The sequence below is a fragment of the Candidatus Clostridium helianthi genome (genome assembly GCF_045310795.1).
GTDB lineage: Bacteria > Bacillota > Clostridia > Clostridiales > Clostridiaceae > Clostridium > Clostridium helianthi.
In genome coordinates, this window is sequence record NZ_JBJIAB010000042.1 from 1 (window position 1) to 24,702 (window position 24,702).

Consider the following 24,702-nt stretch of genomic DNA (forward strand, 5'->3'; position numbering starts at 1 on the left):
GGGCGCATAGCTCAGCTGGGAGAGCACCTGCCTTACAAGCAGGGGGTCACAGGTTCGAGCCCTGTTGTGCCCACCATAAGATGGCTCAGTAGCTCAGTTGGTTAGAGTGCCGGCCTGTCACGCCGGAGGTCGAGGGTTCGAGCCCCTTCTGAGTCGCCATTAAAGAACAAGTTCTTATAAACTAGAGCTTGTTCTTTTTTTGTTTTAAAAATTATAATCAAGTCAGATCTGGGAATAAATTTTGAGAGCATATAAATACAGGTTAGTAAGGCGAATTTATAATATTAATTTGTAGTAAAAATGAAAACTCTAATATGATAGTCATTAAGAGAATAAATATCATATTAGAGTTTAGTTTATTTGAATCAAATTAAAATTATCTATTTTTTTCTAAATTTTTCTTAATCCTTATATCTTCAGAATAAAATTTGCAGAGTTTAAATTCTCCAATTAGTCTAGAAGCGATTCTCTCACTATACTGCTTTGTTATTCCTGGCAAAGTTAAATTGGTTGAGATAAGCATTTTCTTATTAGTAAGAATTCGCTTGTTAATTATATTAAATAATTCAGTTACTGAAAATTCATTAAGGTGTTCTGCGCCTAAATCATCTACAATTAGTAAGTCGCATTCTAGTAATAATGATTCTAAGCCTGAGTCATTATTGAATCTTATTTCTCTTAAATTCTTAATTAACTCATCAGAGGTTTTATAAATTACTAAGAATCCCATATCTAATACGGCTTTAGCAATACAATATGATAAATATGTTTTACCACTACCTGGATTTCCGTAAAATAATAAGTTTGTTGATATTTCTGAAAAACTAGGAAGATAGTCTTTTAATATATATTCTAAATTATTCTCCATGTTTTTTCTAGGAGAATATTTTTCATCTCCAAGTTTATGACTTGAAAACAAATTTAAATCAAAATTATCAAAGTTATTATAGGATGTCGTATTTTCTAATTCTGAGTTTTTATAGTATAACTTAATAAGCTTTTGTTTATAGCAAGTACATTTTATATTGCCTATAAAGCCTGTATCTTTACATTTATTGCATTGATATCGCAAATTCAAATATTCAGGGTCATAACCTCTTTCAACTAACATTTCGCATTTTTTTATTCTTAAATCTGTTATATTCTCCTTATAATCATCTATTGTCTTTTCACTATCTTTAGATTTAAGAATTGATACTGCCATTTTTAAAGATAATCGTTGAATTTTATTATCCAATTCAATAATCTCAGGATATTTCTTTGATATTTCTTCTTTTCTAATCTTCAAATTTCTAGCTTCATCTTCTCTAAGTTTATCATATATTTTTAAAATTTCTGTTTGATAACCTTTAATCATCGCTATCCCATCCTAAAAGTTTTTTTTCTAATGAATCATAGTCATACTCTCGAGCCTCAAAGTTATTAAATTTGAGAGATGATTTATCATTATTATTAGTATTATAAGTTTTTTGATACTTATTATTTTTTGAATTTTTATTATCTTTAAGAGCTATATCTTCTAAAGTTCTAATATTATTTTTATTCCAATTACTTAAGATTCCGTCGATATACTTGAAATCTGCTCTATTCAATCTTTCAAAGCATACATCACAAGCTTTAAATATAATTTCATTTGAATACTTATAAATAAGAAGCCATTTTTCTATTAAATCCTGTTGAGGCTTCATTATGTCCGTATTATTTATACCTAAATAAGTAAGAATTTTTCTTATATTAATCCACTTATCCTCTGCCTTTTTTATTAAGTTTTGAGCTTGCTCAATAGTGGTTATTTTTTGATCATGCCAAGCTATAGCAACTTTTTCTATATATCTAGAATCACTTTTTCCCTTTGATATACAGTATTCCATTAAAATCAGAATTAATTCAGATGAAAAACCGAATTCCTTTTGCCAATTTAAGTAAAGTGACATTTCGTTTGGAGATAGAGGTCTAGCTAGAAGAGTTTCAATATCCTTTAGCATATCTTTAGTATTTGTACTATCCAAAGCTTCTAATAAGTCAACTTGTTTAGTAGGTTTGGATGGTTCTTCAACTAAATCTATGAATTCTACATTAAAGTTGCCCATCTTATCTATCTGAGTTAGCTTTATAACTCCTTGATCATTCCAATAATTAAATGCATTCATAATGTCTGATTCTAACAAATTAAGCGAGGAAGCTAGTATTGATGAGCTAACGCCTAATTCACCAGAAATAGTATACTTTAGCATCAATAAATAAACTTTTACAAATTCGCCTCTAGCCTGCGGCATGTATTTTTCTATAAATACATTGTTAACAGGAGTGAACCCTAGAGATCTATTCTTTAACATAAATGTGCTCATTCCGTTTACTACCTACCTTTCAGAGTTTTTAATATATATTATAAAAACAAAACTTTATTTAATAATATTAGATTAACATAATCGTTTATAATGTAAGTTATATGATAACCTAATGTATGTAAATAATTATAGCATATTATAGCCTTAATAAAGCGAAATATTAATCAACTAATACTTGGGATTAATTACTTTTATATAAGATTTGAGAGAATATAAAGAGCACGCATTTGTCTTTATAAGAAATTAACTAATTTAATAAAACAAATGCATGCTTCTAAATATTGATAATATTCATTAAAATAAATAATCATATGATGAGTTTATTTATATTTACAATACCTTCACCTTGAATTTGATTGGATATCTCATCAATAGGATCACATGCAACCTTTAATAAGGAAATCATATCTTTGAAAGTTATTGATGGATTTTTCTCACATAATAACGCACATAATCCGCTAATATAGGCTGTAGCAATAGATGAGCCTGTAAAAGTTTTATATGGTACTTCAAGTTTATTTGGGTAAACCTTAATTCCGTTTTTTTCTGAAATATAGTTATTATCAGAATTCAAAGATATAATATTAACGCATGCAGCAGATAAATCAGGTTTTAATAATTTCCCATATGGTCCTGCGGAAGAATAAGTATAAGGCTTCATTATGGAGGTAGTTGTATTTAGACCACCTATAGTGATACAGCTTGGGAGCGTAGCAATTCCCATAATAGAAGTTTTTTCACTCAGGTTACTTCCGCTAGGAACTATCGGAATTAATCCTTTCGATATAGCATACTTAAATGTCAGATCAAAGCAAGAGATAATGAATGTATTATGGGTTAAAAGTTCAAAAGGCAAACATAATACCTTTATGTTATTTTCTTTAGATATATTAGATAAACTTTCTATAGAATATAATATATCCGAAGCAAATCCTTTACCGAGTTTATCAAATGCCTTGTAACAGAATAGCTTACTTTTATTACAAATTCCTTTATACATATTATTTGATGAGATACCACTGCTACACAAAATTCCGGCCATGGAGGTACCGTGTCCATTATCATCATAAGGATAGCGAAAGTTATTAATTAAATCTTCAAATAACTCTATTTTAGTGCTAGGGGAAGTTAGGTCTTGATGAGGAAATATTCCACTATCTACAAGTCCTATTCCTACTCCTGCACCAGATAAACTATACTTTTCCGAAAAGTGGATTTTATTTGCAGTAGTCACGCTCATTCCGCACAAAAACAGGTATTCATCCAAGTAAATTTTTTTTATTTCAGGATATTCAGAAATTCTATCTATGCCTCTTGAATTTAGTTCGGCACTTATAATATTAGAGGATTCAATAATGTGATGTACAGTACCTTTATATGAACTAATTTTTTTTACTATTGAGGATTGAAAGTCTTTATATTGTATAAGTATTCTATAACTTTTATAAGCATTTTTTGATATATAATCTTTTAGATTATGGTCTAGCTTACTTTTAGATGAAAACATATATTTCTCCAAAATATTATTACTTCAATATATTATATGAAAAAGAATTTTATTGTTAATAAAAAATGAAGGATTAAAAAAATTTTTGTTATACAATATTGATTCAATAGATGAAGAAATTGTACAAAAAATTAAATAGTAGATTGATTATTAAAAATAAATACAAGTATGAAACTTGAATAAAAATAATAATCAATCTACTATTTAAAAACTGTAGGTCTCCCCTATGTCTATAATTTTTATAGCTTTATCATTTAAATTTAATAATGATTCTTCAGTTTCCTGAAAATTCTCTAATGAAATTTTAAAAGTTTTATAATGAATTGGTATCATTGTAGGGCAAGACATCATTTTAAACATTTCATAACTCTGTTCTGGCGTACAATGCATATACGAAAATCTATCAGGTTTATAACACCCTACAGGCATTAATGCAACATCACAGGATATATTCTTAAAATTATCAGTGAGCGCTGTATCTCCTGCGAAGAACACGCTTTTATTTTCTCTTTCAATTAAATATGAAATACTTTCATCATCATGTCCAAAATAGAAGCGTCTCCCATCATGATTAGCTTCGTAAGCAGTAATTTTTATAAAGTCATCTTCATATACATCTCCAGGATGTAATAAAAATACATTTTTAAAACCAAGCAGTCTAGCAATACGGGTATATCCTTTTGGAACAATAAAGACAGCATCTTTATTTAATTTTTTTAGAGATGAAAAATTTAAATGATCCATATGTCCATGAGATAGTAGGATATAGTCTACTTTTAAATCATTTATGTATACTGGTTTTTTTGCAAGTCTCTTAAAATATCCTAAGGAATTGGAAAATACAGGGTCAGTTATAATAATTTTATTTGATAGATTAATAATTGTGGTAGCATGACCAAACCAATTAATTGAATTTTCTATAATTTTATCAGATTTTATCTCAGCGCTTTTTTTTACATATTCTTTTATATTGTTAATTGTTAAATGGAATAAAAAATTAATGTTAGAAAAAAGATTCAAGTCTTATCCGTCCTCTCCTAATGATTCCACTTAAATATTACAATACCAGCAATCATAATAGCAATACCTAAAAAATGATTTAATGAAAATCTAAGCCGTTCACTGCCAAATAACCCAAAGGCATCTATAAGTGCGGCAGCAAGTAATTGGGATATCAATATAATACCAATACCGAAAGTAGGTCCCATTGAGCTGACACTTTTTATTACGGTAAAGGTTATAACAACCCCTAGTGCGCCACCTAATAAATAAAGCTTGTTGGAATCCTTCAAATTAGAATAATTACCATCACCTAAAAATAAAAAAATGATAAGGCTTAAGATAAGGGCAATTATCTGAACTAATAATGTAGTTTCCCATACTCCTATTTTCTCACCTAGTCTGGTATTAAATACACCTTGAATACTCATAGCAATTCCAGAAATTATTGCACATATTATTCCAAACATAACATCACCTCAGAATTATTATTCCCCTAAGAATATTAAATATTATAAAAAATAAAAATGGTGTTATGTAATTAGCATGAATACATTAATTAAAGTATAACCAAGTTGTCTAAATCCTTAATAAATTGATTTTGTATTTGAGATTCTGAAAAACCTAATGTCAATCCTAGACTTAATAGGTCTTCAAATAAAGTTAAGTAGTGATCTATAGATGGGAAAGCAATTAAATCATTTATGTCAATATATAGGTTTAGAAACTGATCACTTAAACAATAGTCATTAGGCGTCATAGATACTGCAATTAAATCTGTATATTTATGATCAATACCCAGTGTTAAGACTTGAGAAATACAAGTTATATACTTATCGAATATAGCACTGATGTTAACAGGTCTAGATTTTTTTAGTAAGTAGCTAAAACAATTAGTTTCACTAGCCAATGCACCAAGAGAGATTTCAAATTCTAGGTTTTTGCGTACTCGCAATTTGTGGGAGTCTAGCTCTTCATTTATAGATAAACTATCATTGTATTTTTTTTGTACTTTAAATAGTGGCTGAATATTCATAGTGAATCCTCCTACATTTCTAATAATAATATTATTTTACAAAATCTTTAAAATAAATGAAAGTTCGGAAAACGACTACAAAAAAATATTTTTAGAAAATTCGAAATTAAGAGATTATTTTTAAATTAATTTTACTTTCAAGGAAAATATAACTATAGATTTAGAGTGATTTTAAAAAATATTAAAAAAGACTGTACTAAATATAAAAATTCAATACAGTCTTAAAAACATAAACTAATTGGATTGTTTAACAGGCGATTTATTATGATAGTAAGAACGCTTAAACTAAAAGTCTTTCAAAATATAAGATTTTAAGGGAGTATTCTTTTTTACCGTAGGAAGCTTCCATATTTCAACACTCTTAATTCTTAATTTAACAAGGTTATCAGTATTATATATCTCAGGGAAATTTAGCTTTACATCTTGCTTTTTATAGTCCTTAGGAAGATAACCTAAATTTGCAAGTGAAACAAAACTATCTCCAAAAGACTTAACAGTAAATCCGTTAAGTTCTAATATATCAAAAAGACTACGAGAAAGTCTCCTTATATAACCTTTATCGTCTATTTTTAAATTTATACTTTTGGTAGGCTCAAACAAATAGACTAAATCACTTGCATCAATTCTAAAACTCTTATAAGGTGCTATAATTTTATCAACAACTGGATATAATTTATCCAAATTTGGATTTTCAATAGATGTTAATAAGACAAAAGGCATAGGTGAGTTTCTATTTGCTCTGAATTTTTTTGACATATTCCTTTGTATTGGTGATATTACTTGATAGGTTTCCTCATCAAATAATGCAACTATATAGTACTTCATGATAAACCTCACAATCTCAATATATTGTATTAATAAAAATCTTAGTAAATTATAACACAATAAATAGAATAAAAGAATAGAAGAATAATTAAATAGTAATGATAAGAACAATTAGGTTTTTAAGGATATTTTTTCAATAAAAGAAATATTTATTCCAGTAATATATGTTTTAAGGGATATAATTACAACAAAACCAAAAGAAAAATTGTGTTGTAACACATATATAGTTAAAAAAGTGTTGATGGACTGAAAAAATGTATTTAAATAAATTTAGTTTATGATATAATAATTAAAGTAGATTTTAATTATAAAATAGGTTAATAATGTAAAATAATATATATGATAATATAGATTTTAATAGATAGGGTGAATTCAATGGAGAGATTAGTTATAAACGGCGGAAACTTGCTAGAAGGTACTGTTGATATCAATGGGGCCAAGAATGCAGCAGTAGCAATATTACCAGCAGCTATAATGGCAAGTGATGGAAAATGCATAATTGATAACATACCAGATATTGAAGATGTACACTGCTTGGAAAGAATACTTAGAAGCTTAGGTTGCGATATTATTAAGATAGATAACAATACTTTAGAAATAGATAGCACTAATGTAAATAATTTTGATGCGTGCACGGATGATGTTAGAAGAATGAGAGCTTCATATTATTTTATTGGAGCTTTATTAGCACGATTTAAGAAAGCAAGAGTAGTTCTTCCAGGAGGATGTTCAATAGGGGTAAGACCAATTGACCAACATATAAAGGGATTTGAAGCTTTAGGAGCTGATGTGTTTATAGAGCACGGAGCAGTTAATGTTAAAGCTGATAAGCTAGTAGGCGCTAATATATTTTTTGATGTAGTTTCAGTAGGAGCAACAATAAATGTTATGATTGCGGCAACATTAGCAGAGGGGGTAACAGTGCTAGAGAATGTAGCAAAGGAACCTCATGTTGTTGATGTTGCGAATTTCTTAAATTCAATGGGAGCTGACATAAGAGGTGCAGGAACAGATGTAATAAGAATTAAAGGAGTAGAAAGCCTAAAAGGCTGCTCTTATAGCGTAATACCAGATCAAATTGAAGCTGGTACATTCATGATAGCAGCTGTTGCTACAGGTGGAGATGTTTATATAAGAAATGTTATACCAAAGCATTTAGAATCAATTACAGCTAAGCTTACAGAGATGGGGGCAGTGATTGAAGAAGGTGATGATTGTATTAGAGTTACCGTGAATTCACCACTTAAGGGTGTGAATATAAAAACCACACCATATCCAGGATTTCCAACGGATATTCAGCAACCAATGTCAACATTGCTAAGTATTGTACCGGGAAGAAGCTTAATTACTGAATCTATTTGGGAGAATAGGCATAAACACATAGATGAATTGAAAAAGATGGGAGCCAATATTAAAGTTGAAGGCAGAGTTGCGATTATAGATGGAGCGCAAAAATTGACAGGTGCAGTGGTAAAGGCAACAGATTTAAGAGCAGGTGCTGCCATGGTTATTGCGGGATTAGTTGCAGAGGGAACAACTGAAATAACTAGTATAGAGCATATTGATAGAGGATATCCTCATATAGAAAATAAGTTTAGAGCTTTAGGGGCAGATATTAAGAGAATAGAAGTTGATGAATAGTATAAATTAAAGGGGAGGAGATTGGAATGATATTTTGTTCTTTATATAGTGGCAGTAGCGGTAATAGTATGTTTATTGCTTCAAATAAAGCTAAGATATTAATTGATGCAGGACTCCCAGGTAAAAAAATTGATTTAGCGTTGCAAGAAATTAATGAAAATCCAAAAGACTTGAACGGAATTTTTATAACTCATGAGCATAGTGATCATATCAAAGGGGTTGGAGTACTGTCTAGAAAGTATGACATTCCTATATATGCAAATGCTGATACTTGGTCTGCTATGGAAAGCTTAATTGGAAATATAAAAGAGCATAACATAAAAGTAATTGATAAAAGATCATTTACTGAAATAGAAGATATGAGCATTAAAGCATTTAATATTCCGCATGATGCAGCCGCGCCAATGGGATATACAGTTAGCTCAGGAGAAAAAAGCATAAGTGTAGCAACTGATTTTGGAACTTTTACAAGAGAAATTTATGATAATATAAAAGATTCAGAAGTTATTCTTCTTGAAAGTAACCACGATGTAAATATGCTTAAGTTTGGACCATATCCATATCCTTTGAAACGTAGGATATTGAGCGAAATAGGACATTTATCTAATGATGATTGTGGGAGTGCCATAGTTGAACTATATAAATGTTCAACTAAGAAAAAGATTATTTTAGGGCATTTGAGTAATACTAATAATCAACCAGATTTAGCATATCAAACTGTTTTAAACGTGCTAAATGAAAATGGAATTAAGCTAAAAGAGGACATAATATTAACTATGGCAAACAGACATAATCCTAGCAGTTATATAGAGATATAGTTTATTTGAGCTTATAATTTATAGAAATATATTATATATAATCAATGAAGATTTAAGGGAGGACTTAAAAATGAGTTTATATACAAATTGGACTGACATGGTTGTTGACTATGTAAAAACTAAGGGAGAAAATGCTTTCTGGGAAGAATATAGTAAATTAGAAAAATCAATATATAAAGATTTATTAGCTAATCATAAAAGTGTTAAAAAGACTACAATAAATGAATTAGCTAAAGATTATGATTCCACAGTAGAATTTGCTATGGGATTTATGGATGGTATTAATGATAGTTTAAAAACTCAATATGATCTTGAGGCTATAGATGCTGATACAGAAATAGTACTTGATATAAATCTAGAAACTTTATATTTGAATATGCTAGATGCAAAAGCAGAATATTTATACACATTACCACAATGGGATGGAATATTCTCAGTGGAAAAAAGAAATGAAATACAAAAACAATACAAGGAATCTAAGATAGTAAGAAATCTAGATAAGGTTGGAAGAAATGATATGTGCCCATGTGGAAGTGGGAAGAAATATAAGAAATGTTGTGGAAAAGATAAATAATATAATTACATATAAGTAAACTCTATGTTTAGAGGAGTTTACTATTCAATGTAGTAAAAAACCCTAGTTTAGATAGGGTTTTTTTCTTTATTAATGGTTTCGTGAAAAATAACAATTCACAAAAAGCAATATAGTTGGTATAATTATGTTATACAAGGAATTGTAGTAAATAAATAGTAATGCTATGAAAGCACAAGTATAGATTTAAAAAGTCTGTATTTAGTGCTTTATTTTTTTATTAAAAGTAAATATAAGAATAATATATGGGGGGACTGCTATGAGTTTAAAGCTTAAATATCTGTTTAATAGAAATCTAAAGGAACATTCAGAAAAAGTATTTGAAGGAATATCAAATGGAAGAAAAAAGGCATTAGATAACTGGTTTAATGACAAGTGGGCACAATTAGAAAATATTAAGAATTCACTTGTGGCATTAGAAGACAATGATAATATAGTATGTAATTATTTAATTGAAACCGTAAAAAAGCATGAGGACTTTTGTGAAATATTTGTTTTAGATGAGAAAGGAATAGTATCAGTTTCTTCGTGCAAAGAGCATATTGGATTAGATATGAGTGATTTACCTAATCTAAAAGCAGGATTAGAAGGTAGGCCTTTAATGTATGGACCATATATTGATAAAAGAACCCTACATACTGATATAAGTAATAAGAAATTTGCTGATGATGTTACATTAATGTTTTCCAGTACATGCAAAAATCACAGTAATCAAATTAGAATATTATGCTGCAGAACACTAAATGATGATATGAGCAACGTAATTCAAGATGAGGATACTCATATATATAAGGATTCTGGAGATAATTACTTATTTATGGTGAAGACTAGCAGAGATATTAAGCCCGGAACAGCAATATCTAGAAGCAGATTTGAGGATAATACATTTACTTTAGGTGAGAATCTTAAAGATGGAGTTAAAACAAAGAGTTGGGGTACAGTTAGAATTAAAGAGCATACCGAATTTGAAATAATTTTTAATGATCCAGCTACAAGTAAATTACATCGAGGAGTTGAAAATACAATTCGAAAAGGTGAAAACCTAGATTGTTGGCCTGGATATCCAGATTACAGACATATAATGGTTGGAGGTAAGGGAACATTAATAAAACCCCCGAATTGTGATGAGGTATGGGGAATGATGTGTGAAGGTGATATAGCTGAGATATATAATTTTCAAAGTATTAATTTAAAGATGCCAATATCTATATCAATAATATCAGCAATTTTAATTGCAGTAAATTTTATAGCAATTAAATTATCACCGAATAATAGTATATTCACATCTATAGCAATGTGGATTATATTATCATTATTTTCGTTATTAATATCTAAAAGAATGATTTCATCCCCTTTAAGTAGAACGATAAATATATTACAAGATATTGCGGAAGGTGAAGGAAATTTAACAAAAAGAGTTGAAAAAATGTCATCAGATGAAATCGGAGAGCTGTCACGATGGTTCAATAAATTCATAAATAATCAGATGAGCATGTTAGATAGAGTGAAAAGATCAGCTAAAACTACAAAAAAATCAGTAAATATAGTTTCTAATATAACAAGCGAAGTTAAAAATGGAATGGGAGTCATTGAAAATACAGTGATAACTTTACTGGAAAATTCTAAAGACCAAAATCTAGTATTCCAAAATACAAAAAACAAATTTTCAGATATTACAGCATCTATTCAAGAAATGGATAGTCTTATATTAGAAGTATCAGGTATAGTTGAAGGAACTAATGAAAGTGCAGCATCGGCGCAAAGCATATCAAAAGAAGTATTGAGTAATATGGAGGATTTAGAAAAGACTATTGATAATACAGTACAATCTGTAAGCACTCTACAGGGATATTCACAGGAGATAAGCGAAGTAATTAATGTCATAAGAAATATAAGTAAGCAGACACAACTTCTAGCTCTTAATGCATCAATTGAGGCTGCAAGAGCAGGAGAGAGTGGAAAAGGATTTTCTGTAGTAGCGGAAGAAATATCTAAATTAGCACTAGAAACAGAAAGTGCTACCAAGTCAATAAGTAATGTTATTAATCAAGTCCAAAAACAGACACAAGCAACATTTGAATATGCAGAAGAGATAAATACTAAGGTAGATATATCTACAGCGAGTGTAAAAGAATCTATTCAATCATTTGATCATATTAATGATGATGTAAATATAATAGCTAATGCGATGCAGTCAATATCACAAATAACTTCGACCCAGAGCCAAAGTGTTGGAGATGTTATGAATAATGTAAGCACTATGGCAGATAAAATAGAACAATCTACCGAAAATAGTTCAAATAAGAGTGAAGAATCATTGTCTATGGTTAAGAAAATATTATTAGAAATAAGGCAACTAAAGCAAGCAACTGATGTACTGGAATATTCGTCAGATAATTTAAACGAGATGGTTGGATCATTTAAATTAAAGTAAATAATAGTATAAAATATAATTAATATCATGCTTTTGTTAATGTTAAAAGAAGCTAATAGTAAGTTTTCATTATTAATGAATTTTTAATCTATCATTTGAAAACATTATTTGCACGTAGTTTTTCCTATAACAGTTTAGTAAAAGCATGATCTAATAATTATAGGATATTTAATTTATACAAGTATCAAGTTAATCTAATTAATTTGATATAAAATTATCTAACTTGGACTAGTTAGTTCTTTAAGATAAATTTTTATGAAGCAAACTTTTTAGAACATATATATTAAAACTGTACAAATAATATAAAGAACTTTATCCATAGAATTAGAATAAAATGTGGATAATTTTTTTTTTGAACTTTAAAATGTGGATTATATTTTTATATTTAGAGAATTATCATACCATTTGTGTAAATAATAAAAATATATTATAATTTCATATAGTTGCATTTGCAACCATATAAGGTGTGATTAGGTTTATGAATGTTTCGATATTGTATATAAACTCTATTTTTACAGCTAGATAAAACATGTATAAACAGAAAGGATAAAACATATGGAAAGTACGGATAAAAAAAGATGGTTAATATTATTTACTACTGTACTACTGACATTTATGTCTACACTTGATAGTAGTATAGTGAATGTAGCACTTCCTGTAATGTCGCAGAGGCTTGCAGTAAGCATGGCATCTATAGAATGGGTAGTAACGAGTTATTTAATAGTTATTGTAGGAACTATTCTTATATTTGGAAGATTAGCCGATATTAAGGGTAAAACTTCAGTTTTTAAATTGGGTATAATTATTTTCACGATTGGTTCACTTTTATGTGGATTATCTAATTCATTAGTAATGTTAGTCTTCTCGAGAATATTGCAAGCAATTGGCGCTGCAGGAACCATGTCTACAAGTCAAGGAATTATAACTCAGGTTTTTCCAAGAAATGAAAGAGGAAGAGCATTAGGGTTAAATGGAACTTTTGTAGCATTAGGTTCAATGATAGGTCCACCAGTGGGAGGAATAATTGTATCGATTTTAAGTTGGCAGTATATTTTTTTAATAAATGTGCCTATAGGAATTTTAGCATTGGCTTTGGCAATGAAGACACTTCCTAAAAGTTCTAATAATTCAAATGAAAAATTAGATATAAAAGGTGCAATTTTATTTGGGTCAACTATGGTACTTTTATTCAGTGCTTTAACTTTTGGTAAGGAAATTGGATATGACAATATAGGAATCATTATATCATTTGTTGTCTCTATTATATTATTTATTTCATTTATAATTGTTGAAAAAAGAATTGATGAACCATTATTGAAGCTAGAGATATTTAGTAATTCATTATTTTCTCTCAGTATTTTTTGTGCATTCATTTCATTTGTGGCAATAAGTTGTTCAAATATTATATTGCCATTTTACCTACAATATGTTATGAAACTAGCTCCTTCAGTTACTGGTGTATTAATGATGGTATCACCAATAATTTTATCAGTTGTTGCTCCAATGAGTGGGTATATATCAGATAGAATAGGATCTGAAGTTTTAACATTTTTAGGGCTTATTGGAACTAGCTTAGGTTTATTTTTAATATCAACTTTAAATGAGTATTCTCACATAGGTGCATTAATTGCATTTATAGCAATAATGACACTAGGAAATGGAATGTTTCAATCACCAAATAATTCATTAGTTATGTCTACAGTAGATACAAAAAATTTAGGGATTGCTGGGAGTATAAATGCGTTAGTTAGAAATTTAGGAATGGTTTTTGGAATATCATTATCAACAACTCTTTTATACAATAGGATGAGTAGTCAAATAGGATATCATGTTACAGGATATATAGAGGGAAGAGATGATATTTTTGTATACGGAATGCAATATGTATATGTTGCTGCAGCTATAATATGTGCATTAGGAGCGGTATTAACAGCATACAGACTATATAAGACGAAATCTAGAGTTAAAGTTGAAGCTCTATAAAGGAATATAATGATATTTCTAATTGTTGTTAGTTTAAAACTTAGTATAAAATATAAATAGTATTGAAGAATAAAAACTGTAGCTGAGTAAAAGAATTTAGCTACAGTTTTTATTTTTAGTTATAATATAAGTATGTATAAAATATTAAAGGAGATAACAATGAATATAACTATAATAACAGTTGGTAAAATAAAGGAAAAATATTTAAGGGATGCTATAGAAGAATATTCAAAAAGATTAGGAAGGTATTGCAAATTAGATATAGTTGAATTGGGAGACGAAAAAACACCAGACAATGCTTCAGAAAAGGAAGAGGAGGTAATTAAAGAGAAAGAGGGGCAAGGAATATTAAATAAAATTAAAGACAATATGTTTGTTATAGCAATGGATCTAGGTGGAAAGCAACTAACATCAGAAGAATTTGCAGGGTACATAGATAATTTGGGGGTAACAGGAAATCCTAATATAGCATTTATAATAGGAGGAAGCCTAGGAATCTCAAAAAGTGTTTTAGCAAGAGCTAATTATAAATTATGCTTTTCAAAGATGACATTTCCACATCAGCTTTTTAGAGTAATGCTATTAGAGCAAATTTATAGAGGATTTAGAATAATTAAAGGTGAACCATATCATAAGTAAATGCGAACTTTACTAAATCTGTATAGTTAGTGGACGTATAAATATCTATAGTAAAATAAAATAATAAATAGTATAAATCAACCTCAATTGACAAAAATTATTATAATAGTATATATTATATATATAATGTTAGAGGTGATTAAATGGGTATTTTGCAAATAAATCAGATAAAAGATGAGTTACATAAAAGGTATGATGGTAAAATAGATATTTCCGATACAGTAAACGCTAATCCAGAGCAAAAAGAGGATTTATTTTTAACAAGAGCATTATGTTGTTTAGCTATAGAAAGTCTGTCAGGAAACAATAGGGATGAAATTGGTAAATCAATAACTGACGGTTCTAAAGACAACGGGATAGATGCAATATATTTTGATCAAGAAGAAGGAAAGCTGTATATAGCACAATCAAAATTCAACAAAAAAGGTGATAGCGAACCAGAACTAGGAGATATTAAAAAGTTCATTGATGGGATAAAAGATCTTATAAGTTGTAGATTTGATAAATTTAATAAAAAAATACAAGATAGAGAAGAAGAAATAACTGAAATACTAGATACAAAGAGGAATATTAAAGTTGTTGTCATTTTAGCTTATACAGCGGTTAATTTTGCAGATATATCTAGAGAAGAGTTTGATAAATTAATAAAGGAGCAAAATGATTCTGGAGATGTATGGTCATTTGAAAAATTTAACCAAACTAAATTCTATGGTGAAATAGTGAAACAGTCTAATGAAAGTATTTATGTACCAGATATAGGACTCTATGAATGGGGAAAAAAGGAACATCCTAAAAGAGCATATTATGGACAAGCGTCTGCATTACAACTCGCAAAGTTATGGGAACAATATGGGAATGCATTATTTTCAAAAAATATAAGAAAGTTATTATCAGAAACAGAAATTAATACTGAAATAAAAAATTCATTAGAATCTGACCCACAGAATTTCTGGTATTATAATAATGGTATAACAATTGTATGTGAAAAAGTTAAAAAGAGTATAAAATATGGTGGCGATAGAAGTTTTGGACTATTTGAATGCTTTGGCATTTCTATAGTAAATGGAGCACAAACGGTTGGAACAATAGGAAAGTATTTTAAAGAAAAGGGATCAGACGAGTGTTTAGAAGGAGTATTTATTCCAGTTAAGCTCGTTAGTGCAAATAAAGATCAGGATGAACAAGCGGGAGATGTTGATGCTAAACTTATTTCTGAAATAACAAGAGCAAATAATAGACAAAATAAAATAGAAAATAGAGATTTTATATCATTAGATGTAGAACAAAAAAGAATATCTCAGGAATTGAAAGCAAAAGGAATAACATACAACATTGCAAGATCATTTGAAAATATAGTTGATGATCAGAATTTTGACTTAGAGGAGGCAACGGTAGCTTTATCTAATTGTTGTGATATTAATGCTTCTACACTTGCTCATAGAGAACCCGGGTTAATTTGGAGTGACACAGGACATTCTAGATATAAGAGAATATTTAATCCATCAGTAAATGGGTATTACGTATGGAATTGTGTTTTGATTCAAAGGAAAATAAAAGCATCTATAGAGGCAATAAGAAAGATTAAAAAAAGAGATGAGAGATCTATTTTAACTAATGGAGATGATGTTATTTCTAGTGTGGTTTTCAATTTTATTAAAGATAAGATTAATAAAAGTGATATTGGAATTCAGAATATTTTTGAAGAAATAGATCAGGATAAGTTTGTTTATAAAATATTTGAACTGTTAAAAGAAGAAGTAAGTAGGATTGGAAAGGGAATTCCTACAATATTCAAGAATTTTACGGATTGTGAGGATATATTTAACAGTTTAATTAAAAAAGTAAGATTAGAAGATATATCTAAATAATATAATGAAAAATATGCTTTGATTTTAAAGTCAGAGCATATTTTTATTTTTGGCATATTCTTTAATATTGTTAGGTTTATATCTTAGAGGTTAAATATAAATTCTTAAACGTATAAATAATTTATAAAGTATGCTAAAATATCGTTAGTAAATAAGAGGTGGTTAAATTGTCGAGTGCGAAAGTATTTCATATAAATAATCTTTTTAAAATTTTAGGTATACATGATACAAATGAATTAACATATGTATCCAGAAAATTAAGAATAAGTAATAAGGAGTTACAATATTACAATGATAAAATGATTTTCCCAACAGGAAAAGTGTTATATAGTATTTTAAAATATACAGGATACACTGAATTTGAATTAAAAGTGAGATTAGGCATTATAGATAATAAAATAATAGAATGGATAGCTGAGAATCCAGAATTTATTTTGAAAAATTACAAAGAGAGAAAAGAGATCAATTCAAATTTAACAAAACCTATTTTTGAGACTTCAAAAGGAAGATTGTATATGGGTGATTGTTTAGATGTGATGAGGTGTATTCCAGATGGGCATGTCAATATGATTTTTGCAGATCCACCATTTAATTTAAATAAAAAGTACGAATCAGGAATAGATGATTATATTTCAGAACAAGAATATATTAATTGGACTGAAAAATGGATACTAGAATGTATTAGGATACTGGCACCAGGTGGATCTATGTTCGTATATAATATACCATATTGGAATACATATACATCATCAATATTAAATAAATATTTAAATTTTAGGCATTGGATAGCAATATCTATGAAAGGATTAATATCAGTAAGAAATAAGTTGCATCCAGAACATTATTCATTATTATATTATATTAAAGGTGATAAGCCATTAGTTTTTAACAAGCAAAGAATTCCAATGGCAACATGCAGACATTGCGGAGGAGAGCTTAGAGATTATGGTGGGAAGAAAAAAGATTTAGATCCTACTGGACTAAGTGTTCCAGATATATTTACGGATATTAATCCAGTACGTCATGAAAAGTATAAGAATAGACAAGCAAATGAACTACCTGTAAAGTTATTATATAGGATAATATCCATGGCATCTAATGAAGGTGATATAATTTTCGATCCATTTGGAGGAAGTGGAACTACGTATATAGTGGCAGAATATTTGAATAGAATGTGGATTGGATCGGAGATTGGTAGTGTTGATGATATTATTACTAGATTTAATAATAAATCAGATGAGGAACTATTAAAAATTATAGAAAAAGATAGTAATGTTTTATTTACTGAAAAACAGATTAAGATAAGAAAAAAAAATGGATTTTGGGGGTATGAAAAGTTAACAAAATACAAAAGGGAAGTTTGTAAAGAAAATTAGGAACTTACTAAAATGATTATTTGTGAGAGTAATAAGTGTCAAAATAAATATATATTATAAAAGTAATAATATAAAAGAAGGATACTTGGAGCAATGAAGGCTTTAAGTATTCCTTTTCTATTCTGAGGAGGAATTAAATATGAAAAAAATGCTCAAACTTGAACAGTTAGAAGAACTAAAAACAAAATACTCAAGGAAGATGCTAAGAGAAGCAGAAGAAATAATGGTACTACTAAATGATAACTATGGTGCTAATAGAGACATAGAAAAAGACATGGGAGGATATATAGCAATATTGGAATCAAAAGAAGATGTTGCAGAAATAAAAGTTAATAGAATAAAAGGACTACTTCCAGAGTATACAGATATTATAAAGAGTGATGATGGTATTGATTACTATTCATCACTTTTTCTATTATCCGATGACTATTCCATTGTAGTGTTTTCAACTAAGGAGCTTCATGAAATTTTAATAGAAAAGGAGTTGTAATTGAAATGGCAAAGCAAACTGAAACTAAAATAATAAAAGAAACGAGCTATTGCAAAATATATAATAAAGTAAGCATAGAAGATGGTGATTACTATAGTTGCATAGAGAGAATTGAGGTAAAGGAAAAGCAAAGAGAGGAAATAAGGTTTGCATTGTACAAAGACACTATGAGAGGAGATAACAGATACATTCCGAGAAGCCTTGATGTAACTGAAATGCAATTGATAGATCTAATAAAAAAGGCTATTAAAAATAAAGTATTTTCAGACGCATTTATTGATATGCTAAAACAAGAGCTAAATAATAAAAATCCTAATTTCTAAATAAATAGTTATTAGGATTTTCTTATGTAGAGATTTATTGATAGGGTAAATTCTACATAGTTTATTTTACTATAAAAAACTATTCAGATGTAATAGCAAGGTTAATAATAAATAATATTTTTTAAAAGTTCACTAAGATAAAAAATTATAATAACCGATGAGTCAAAACACAGTAGGTATTTTTTAGGAACAGAAATATAGTAATTAATTAAATAGAAAGGATAATAGTTTAATGCTGTAGAATAAGGAAATAACTGTTTTTAAAATATATATTATATTAATAGGAAAACGATACATGATTGTTATTTCATTAGGAAAATAGAAAAAGGAACATAAGAAAATAATAGATATTGGAATTTAATAAAAATGAGTAAAACAATTAGTTGTAATTATAAGTATATGGGAGACGATAGAGTTGGGTACATTTGCGGATATCATTTCAGTTGTAATTGATGCTTTGGATAGGAAGGTTCAAAAGACAGATAGAAAGATTAATGAGGGACTAGATAAATTTGTAGATTTTGGTGAAAGAATAGATGCTGCGTTTGGAACTGGAGATTATAACGATAAAAGTAGTGAAGAAAGAATGGAAAGAGTACTTCAATCAGAAATTCCTATGGTATATAGTAAAGAAAATTATGAATATGATAATAAATATAAAACTGAAGCTGAATATGGAGATATAATAGGTGTGTGTAGAACTGGATATGAACATTATGGGGTTTATGTTAATGATGATTGTATAATACATTTTGCGTCTCGAAATAGTGATTTTGGAAATCAAGTAATTCATGAAACTAATTTAAGAGGTTTTCTTAGAGGTGATGAAGATTATTTTGTACTAAATTTCCCCAAAGTATATGGAAAACCCCGAAAGATAGAACGGTCTGAAATTTTCTTGAATATGCCATCTAACTATATTGAAATTATGAAAGAAATGAAATATAGATTATACAGACCTGAAGAAACTGTAGAAAGAGCAAGAAGCAAAATGGGAAGCAAAGGATATAATTTGTTATTTAACAACTGCGAACATTTTGCAATTTGGTGTAAAACGGGTATACATGAATCACATCAGGTAAATGGATTATTGGGAGGCACAAAAAAGATTTATATTTGATGGTAGTACTTAAGAATTATTAAGTATACTGAATTTAAAATAGCGGCTGTTAAATGATGATAGCTGCTTATTTTTTTATCAAACGTAATAAAGGATTATGGTAAATGTATGAAAAAAATAATTTAAATTAATACTAATGTAGTTTAATTAGTATTAAAAGATTATTTGATATCTTAATATTTATAAAAAGAATTGGATAGCCAAAATCCCGATTTTCCTTGAAAATCAATGAATATGTGAAAAAAGTATACCCCAGAAACTGGGATACATTTCATATAAATACACCCCAATTTTTGGGGTATATTTAGAATTAAACCATTGTAGCTAACTGGTTTTGATGTGGAACATGGAAAGAAGAGTTGAATCAATTCTATTACCTTGGTACGCAATTCTTGGATCTAGGTAATAATTCACATTTCTTTTAACTTTAACGGAAGCAAAGACTCCCTTTTTTACTAAGGAAGCCATGTATTTGTCTACTGCATTTTGCCTAATTCCAAGAACTTCTTCTAAATCTTTCTTTATCATAGGAGCACCATCTTCCTTTGTAATAAGATTGTTCTCATAAGTTATATAATAAGATAGAACAGTAATAATCCCTATTTCAGTAATAGAAAGACCGTGTACTTTTTTTATTTGTTGTAAATAAGATTTGAAGTGCTTATTAAAGTATTTTTCAGGCTTCCATGGAATTCTACCATCCCCTTTAACATAAACATTAATAGGGGGAACTTCTATTCCTTCGCTTTCCATTCTTTTTTTCTCTTCTGAAAGAACATTAGCAATTCTTCTATGAATAGCAATGGCGTTTCTTTCTCTTTCCATACCTATTTCAGCATTAGTTTTCTTTTTCATAATCAAAATCATCCTTAGATAAAGCAAAATAAGATCGGAGAAGTTCATTAAGGAAAGAAGAGATATTTTCAATACTACCTTGTTCCTTTAAATCCTTTAGAATCTTACTATTATCTTTTGTAAAATAGCAAGTAATTCTAGTATGTGTATTCTTGTATTTATCAGTATCATTCTTCTTAGGTCGACCTCTTTTATCTGCGTTATAACCAAGGCTTGAAAGTGTTTGGAGTAGTATTTTTCTTTTCTTTACTTGTAAATCTAGTTTTCTCTGATAATGGTGAAGATCTGACCTAGTCATGAAAGAGACATCTTTTTTTCTTAGCTCTTTGATTGAATTTTTACAATGATAAAGCTCTAATAAAAGTCCGTTAATTTTTTTTTCGTTTAATGTTTGAAGATTCTTTATAAAATTCCTTTTAACTTTAGATATTTGATTTGTAGTGTTTATCATTTTTATATCTCCCTATAAATTATTTAATATAATGTTATTTTTGGGTGACCTAAAAATAATAAAAAATAGAATTGATGAAGTACATAAAAAAGTAAGAAGTAGGCGAATTATTGGGTGATTAAAAAATATTATATCCCAATTTTAAATAATGAAGTAAAAATGCTTTAGCATGTTTTAGGGCAGTCCGTATCATAACCTAAATACAAATAACCTATTAATATCAATAGTTACATGGAATTGAGAGAAAAAATAAATGTAAATAAAATACATAATTGGGATATTGCCTTGAGACGTGAATTAAGTAAAGTCTAGATATAATGAGTAATTATAAGAGATTTAGAGATAATGAGATTGAATGTGCATGGAAAGCTTTAAATTGAAAAAAACAATGAGGCAAATGAGCCGCTTTCATCTGCCTCAAAATATGTATAGAAAAATTTCCAGTGCTTTGAGGCAGTTCCTTCTCAGATAGAAAATTTGAGCTAATATGAGAAAATATCAAAGCTGACAATAAAATTTAACTGCTATAGAATAGGCGATACAGAAGGCAGAAAAACCTTTAAGTAATAAATTTATTAAGGAGGACAATTCGATGGATGAATTTGTGAAGGAACAAGCAGGAATTACAGAAGAAGACGTTATGTTAGATGCGGAGAATGAAATGGAGGATTTTGATCTAAGTGAATTAAGCCAGTTTACTACAAGAGTAGTGAGCAGAGCAATAGGTGATCCTGGAATAATGACTATTATAAATTCGAAGAAAAATGGTAAGAGGATTACTTTTGCTAATGATGTGATAGAAAAATTAGGGGACTTTAATCAATTGCAGATAGCTTTTAGTAAACAGGGGATAGTCATAGGGGAGAACATTCCAAATGTTGGACAACATTTTCCATTAAAAAAGAGTGGAGCTAAGTGGATCATTTATTCAGCGGGGTTAGTTACGGAGATTTCAGAGAAATTTGGATTAGATTTTTCAGAGAGGGTTTCAATAACTTTTCAAAAAGTAGAATACAAGCAGATACAGGAATCAAAGCTAGCAATAATTAGCATACAATAAATTAAAAAATTGAGAAACACATAATTTCAAAATTACAGGGAAAAAGGGATTTTAATAATTCAATATAGAAAAGGGTGGGTAAAGATGAAATTAAAAAAGAAAATAAAAAGTAATGAGGATTATAAGACATATACAACTAAGTTAACGATTATCAGTGCAAAAGCATGTGATGAGGAATCTGATATGGATGAGTTATTCATAGATGAATTTTGTGTAGATAAGATTAAAGTAAGTTTTCAAACTGAAAGTGGAGATATTTTTACACAAACTATAAAGGTAGAGTTTGGTGTAAACTCAGTATTTGATGAAATCCGCGAAGCCATTAGCGTAGATAGAACATTTGATTACAGTTATCCTGAATCATTTATAGGTAAAAAATGCAATGCAATTATAGCAACAAAATCAACTTGGGATAAAGCCTTTATAGTAGCGGCATTTTAAAAAGTGTAATGGATTAAGTTAACTTTAATAGCCTAATCCTAATATTAAAATTTAAAAAGGTTGGGAGTATGCTTATGGATTTAGACAGCGTCCCATATCCTCATATATATCCATTAGAGGAGAAGGGAATTGTAGTTAAAAGAATTAAAAATCAAGATGGAACTTTTGAAGTGAGAGTTTGTGATCTTATTAGGATAGAGGAAATTAATGAAGATATTGATGAAAATGGCATTTCTGCAAAAATAGTATTTGACTATTTAGGTGAAGAAAAAAATTTAATAATAGGAAGGGAAGATTATCTCAATGTACAAAATATAGTTAAATATCAAAGACATGGATTAGATGTAATTAATAATAATGTAAAAGATGTTGTGGCACATCTGAGGAACGAGGAAACTAGAGCATATAAAAAATATCATCATTCAAAATTAGGATTTGATACCTATAAGTCAAAAATGGTATATAAGCATTATGAGTGCATAGGATTGAAATCAATTTATAATGGAAATTATTCCATTAAGCCTAAAGGCAGTATAGAAAAATGGTGGGAAATGTTTAATAAAGAAGTAATAGGGCATCCAAGCTTGGAATTAATCTGTGTCATAGGCTTATCATCAGTAATTCTAGGTTTCATAGGTGAGGATATGGGGTTAGATAATATCATATGCCATCTAACTGGAAATTCAACTACAGGTAAAAGTACAGCAATGAAGTTAGCCATATCAATGTTTGGATATCCAGATGTAAAGAAGAATGGATTATTTACTAGTTATAATAGTACAAATAATGCTCTAATAAAATCATTAGCTGGTATTAAGGGGGTACCAGTAGCATTTGATGAGATTTCTATGAGTAATAAGAAAGAACTCTCTAATATTGTATATAAATTAGCTAACGGAGTAGATAAAAACCGTCTAAATAAGAACTCCGAGTTAAGAAGCAAAGAGACATGGTTAACAACTATATTATCCAATGGAGAAGAGCCAATTATACAATCCTCAAGTAATACGGGTTTATTTAATAGGGTATTTGAATTTGATAATGTAGCATGGACTAAAGATGCAACAAATGCAGAAAACATTACAAGAATTATTTTAAAAAATTATGGGCATATAGGTATAGAATTTGCTGAGTATGTTATTAACCAAGGGAGAAAACAAATAATTCAATTATATAAAAAAAATATAAAAAAGTTAGAGAATGAATTTGGTCTTAATAAAATAAAAGATGGTTTCACTGATAGAAGAATAAAACGACATGCAATATTTTTAACTACAGTATCTTTATTTGAAGAAGCTTTTGAAATAACTTTAAGTAATTATGAGATTATGAGATTGTTGATGGAGGTGGAGAAATCTTCTATAGAAAATAGAAATTTTGATAAGACTTCCATAGATTATATATGCAATTTCGTATCCATTAATATTGATAAATTTAATGTTTTTAACAAACCTGCTAAGTCAATGGAACCAAGGTTTGCCAAAAGTGAATCGTGGGGAAATATAACAATTTCTGAAAGCAAAACAGAAATTGAAATAAATCCACTAATACTTGAGGAAACACTCCAAAAGGGTGGATTTAAAAGTCCAAGAGTAGTACTAAGGGAATTAAGGAATAGCGGCTATTTAGACCATGAAAAAGAGAAATTATATAGAAAAAGAAAGAATAATTTAGGCAAAATATCTAAAGTTTATGTTCTAATAATAAAAAATGATGATGAAGATGAGAGGTTTGATAGCATTAATAAATTGTTAGATACATTAACAGATGCCAGAAAAATAAAATTGCTAAAAAAAGAAAAAGATAGAATGAAACGGGAATTCAATAGTTCTAATAAGGAATTATAATATTAAGAAAAATTTTGGAAATGAATTTAAACTAAAGGAGTTCGATTAA

23 protein-coding genes and 2 tRNA genes are annotated in these 24,702 nt (G+C 28.6%); 16 read left to right on the forward strand and 9 right to left on the reverse strand.

Annotated features, from left to right (window positions below):
* Both ACJDTP_RS22770 and ACJDTP_RS22775 read left to right on the forward strand, forming a co-directional pair.
* Positions 1–76: transfer RNA gene (locus ACJDTP_RS22770), tRNA-Val, on the forward strand.
* Positions 77–82: 6 nt separating this feature from the next.
* Positions 83–159: transfer RNA gene (locus tag ACJDTP_RS22775), tRNA-Asp, on the forward strand.
* Between the two features lie 217 nt (positions 160–376).
* Here the strand turns inward: ACJDTP_RS22775 and ACJDTP_RS22780 are convergent.
* The 7 genes from ACJDTP_RS22780 to ACJDTP_RS22810 form a co-directional block, all read right to left on the reverse strand.
* Positions 377–1,357 carry an ATP-binding protein gene (locus ACJDTP_RS22780; RefSeq protein ID WP_077839315.1) on the reverse strand — a complete coding sequence of 327 codons (981 nt, stop codon included), beginning with the start codon at positions 1,355–1,357 and terminating at the stop codon, positions 377–379.
* The gene (locus ACJDTP_RS22785) at positions 1,350–2,348 is read right to left on the reverse strand and encodes a DnaD domain protein (RefSeq protein WP_241395755.1); all 999 of its coding nucleotides are present in this window, start codon (positions 2,346–2,348) and stop codon (positions 1,350–1,352) included. The genes ACJDTP_RS22780 and ACJDTP_RS22785 overlap by 8 nt, the downstream gene beginning before the upstream one ends.
* A 307-nt stretch (positions 2,349–2,655) precedes the next feature.
* The gene (locus tag ACJDTP_RS22790; RefSeq protein WP_078117633.1) at positions 2,656–3,855 is read right to left on the reverse strand and encodes a S8 family serine peptidase; all 1,200 of its coding nucleotides are present in this window, start codon (positions 3,853–3,855) and stop codon (positions 2,656–2,658) included.
* Between the two features lie 204 nt (positions 3,856–4,059).
* Positions 4,060–4,875 carry an MBL fold metallo-hydrolase gene (locus tag ACJDTP_RS22795; RefSeq protein WP_077841273.1) on the reverse strand — a complete coding sequence of 272 codons (816 nt, stop codon included), beginning with the start codon at positions 4,873–4,875 and terminating at the stop codon, positions 4,060–4,062.
* Between the two features lie 17 nt (positions 4,876–4,892).
* Complete coding sequence (locus ACJDTP_RS22800) at positions 4,893–5,324, reverse strand: DMT family transporter (protein ID WP_078117634.1); 432 nt, start codon at positions 5,322–5,324, stop codon at positions 4,893–4,895.
* Between the two features lie 89 nt (positions 5,325–5,413).
* The gene (locus ACJDTP_RS22805) at positions 5,414–5,890 is read right to left on the reverse strand and encodes a dUTP diphosphatase (RefSeq protein WP_077841272.1); all 477 of its coding nucleotides are present in this window, start codon (positions 5,888–5,890) and stop codon (positions 5,414–5,416) included.
* Between the two features lie 285 nt (positions 5,891–6,175).
* Positions 6,176–6,715: a hypothetical protein gene (locus ACJDTP_RS22810; protein WP_017209946.1), complete on the reverse strand. Its 540-nt coding sequence runs from the start codon at positions 6,713–6,715 to the stop codon at positions 6,176–6,178.
* Positions 6,716–7,090: 375 nt separating this feature from the next.
* On the opposite strand from ACJDTP_RS22810, the gene ACJDTP_RS22815 reads away from it, so the two are divergent.
* The 11 genes from ACJDTP_RS22815 to ACJDTP_RS22865 all read left to right on the forward strand — a co-directional run bounded on the left by ACJDTP_RS22815 (position 7,091) and on the right by ACJDTP_RS22865 (position 19,999).
* Positions 7,091–8,356 (forward strand): UDP-N-acetylglucosamine 1-carboxyvinyltransferase, encoded by a 1,266-nt coding sequence (locus tag ACJDTP_RS22815; RefSeq protein ID WP_077839320.1) that lies wholly within the window; start codon positions 7,091–7,093, stop codon positions 8,354–8,356.
* Between the two features lie 26 nt (positions 8,357–8,382).
* A complete protein-coding gene (locus tag ACJDTP_RS22820; protein WP_017209944.1) occupies positions 8,383–9,174 on the forward strand; it encodes an MBL fold metallo-hydrolase in 792 nt (263 codons plus the stop codon).
* Positions 9,175–9,244: 70 nt separating this feature from the next.
* Entirely contained in the window at positions 9,245–9,748 is a 504-nt protein-coding gene (locus tag ACJDTP_RS22825; RefSeq protein WP_077841270.1) for an SEC-C metal-binding domain-containing protein, read from the forward strand.
* A 277-nt stretch (positions 9,749–10,025) separates the two neighbouring features.
* The gene (locus tag ACJDTP_RS22830; RefSeq protein WP_406762548.1) at positions 10,026–12,200 is read left to right on the forward strand and encodes a methyl-accepting chemotaxis protein; all 2,175 of its coding nucleotides are present in this window, start codon (positions 10,026–10,028) and stop codon (positions 12,198–12,200) included.
* A 555-nt stretch (positions 12,201–12,755) separates the two neighbouring features.
* The gene (locus tag ACJDTP_RS22835) at positions 12,756–14,183 is read left to right on the forward strand and encodes an MFS transporter (protein WP_077841268.1); all 1,428 of its coding nucleotides are present in this window, start codon (positions 12,756–12,758) and stop codon (positions 14,181–14,183) included.
* A gap of 159 nt (positions 14,184–14,342) precedes the next feature.
* A complete protein-coding gene (rlmH, locus tag ACJDTP_RS22840; protein WP_077839325.1) occupies positions 14,343–14,822 on the forward strand; it encodes a 23S rRNA (pseudouridine(1915)-N(3))-methyltransferase RlmH in 480 nt (159 codons plus the stop codon).
* 143 nt (positions 14,823–14,965) lie between these two features.
* Positions 14,966–16,690 (forward strand): AIPR family protein, encoded by a 1,725-nt coding sequence (locus ACJDTP_RS22845; RefSeq protein ID WP_406762549.1) that lies wholly within the window; start codon positions 14,966–14,968, stop codon positions 16,688–16,690.
* A gap of 167 nt (positions 16,691–16,857) precedes the next feature.
* Positions 16,858–18,066: a DNA-methyltransferase gene (locus ACJDTP_RS22850; protein ID WP_406762550.1), complete on the forward strand. Its 1,209-nt coding sequence runs from the start codon at positions 16,858–16,860 to the stop codon at positions 18,064–18,066.
* 139 nt (positions 18,067–18,205) lie between these two features.
* Positions 18,206–18,556, forward strand: coding sequence for a hypothetical protein (locus ACJDTP_RS22855; protein ID WP_406762551.1), 351 nt, complete (start codon positions 18,206–18,208; stop codon positions 18,554–18,556).
* A gap of 5 nt (positions 18,557–18,561) precedes the next feature.
* A complete protein-coding gene (locus ACJDTP_RS22860) occupies positions 18,562–18,879 on the forward strand; it encodes a hypothetical protein (protein WP_406762552.1) in 318 nt (105 codons plus the stop codon).
* A gap of 415 nt (positions 18,880–19,294) precedes the next feature.
* The gene (locus tag ACJDTP_RS22865) at positions 19,295–19,999 is read left to right on the forward strand and encodes a lecithin retinol acyltransferase family protein (RefSeq protein WP_406762553.1); all 705 of its coding nucleotides are present in this window, start codon (positions 19,295–19,297) and stop codon (positions 19,997–19,999) included.
* Between the two features lie 324 nt (positions 20,000–20,323).
* Here the strand turns inward: ACJDTP_RS22865 and ACJDTP_RS22870 are convergent, their stop codons facing one another.
* Both ACJDTP_RS22870 and ACJDTP_RS22875 read right to left on the reverse strand, forming a co-directional pair.
* On the reverse strand, positions 20,324–20,854 hold the full coding sequence (locus ACJDTP_RS22870) for a hypothetical protein (protein WP_406762554.1): 531 nt from the start codon (positions 20,852–20,854) through the stop codon (positions 20,324–20,326).
* Entirely contained in the window at positions 20,838–21,305 is a 468-nt protein-coding gene (locus ACJDTP_RS22875) for a hypothetical protein (protein ID WP_406762555.1), read from the reverse strand. Before ACJDTP_RS22875 ends, ACJDTP_RS22870 begins: the two co-directional genes overlap by 17 nt.
* A gap of 592 nt (positions 21,306–21,897) precedes the next feature.
* On the opposite strand from ACJDTP_RS22875, the gene ACJDTP_RS22880 reads away from it, so the two are divergent.
* From ACJDTP_RS22880 to ACJDTP_RS22890, 3 genes are all read left to right on the forward strand, one after another.
* Entirely contained in the window at positions 21,898–22,365 is a 468-nt protein-coding gene (locus tag ACJDTP_RS22880) for a hypothetical protein (protein WP_406762556.1), read from the forward strand.
* 84 nt (positions 22,366–22,449) lie between these two features.
* Complete coding sequence (locus ACJDTP_RS22885; protein ID WP_406762557.1) at positions 22,450–22,806, forward strand: hypothetical protein; 357 nt, start codon at positions 22,450–22,452, stop codon at positions 22,804–22,806.
* 74 nt (positions 22,807–22,880) lie between these two features.
* Positions 22,881–24,653, forward strand: a complete 1,773-nt coding sequence (locus ACJDTP_RS22890) for a DUF927 domain-containing protein (RefSeq protein ID WP_406762558.1) — start codon at positions 22,881–22,883, stop codon at positions 24,651–24,653.
* The last annotated feature ends 49 nt before the right edge of the window (positions 24,654–24,702 follow it).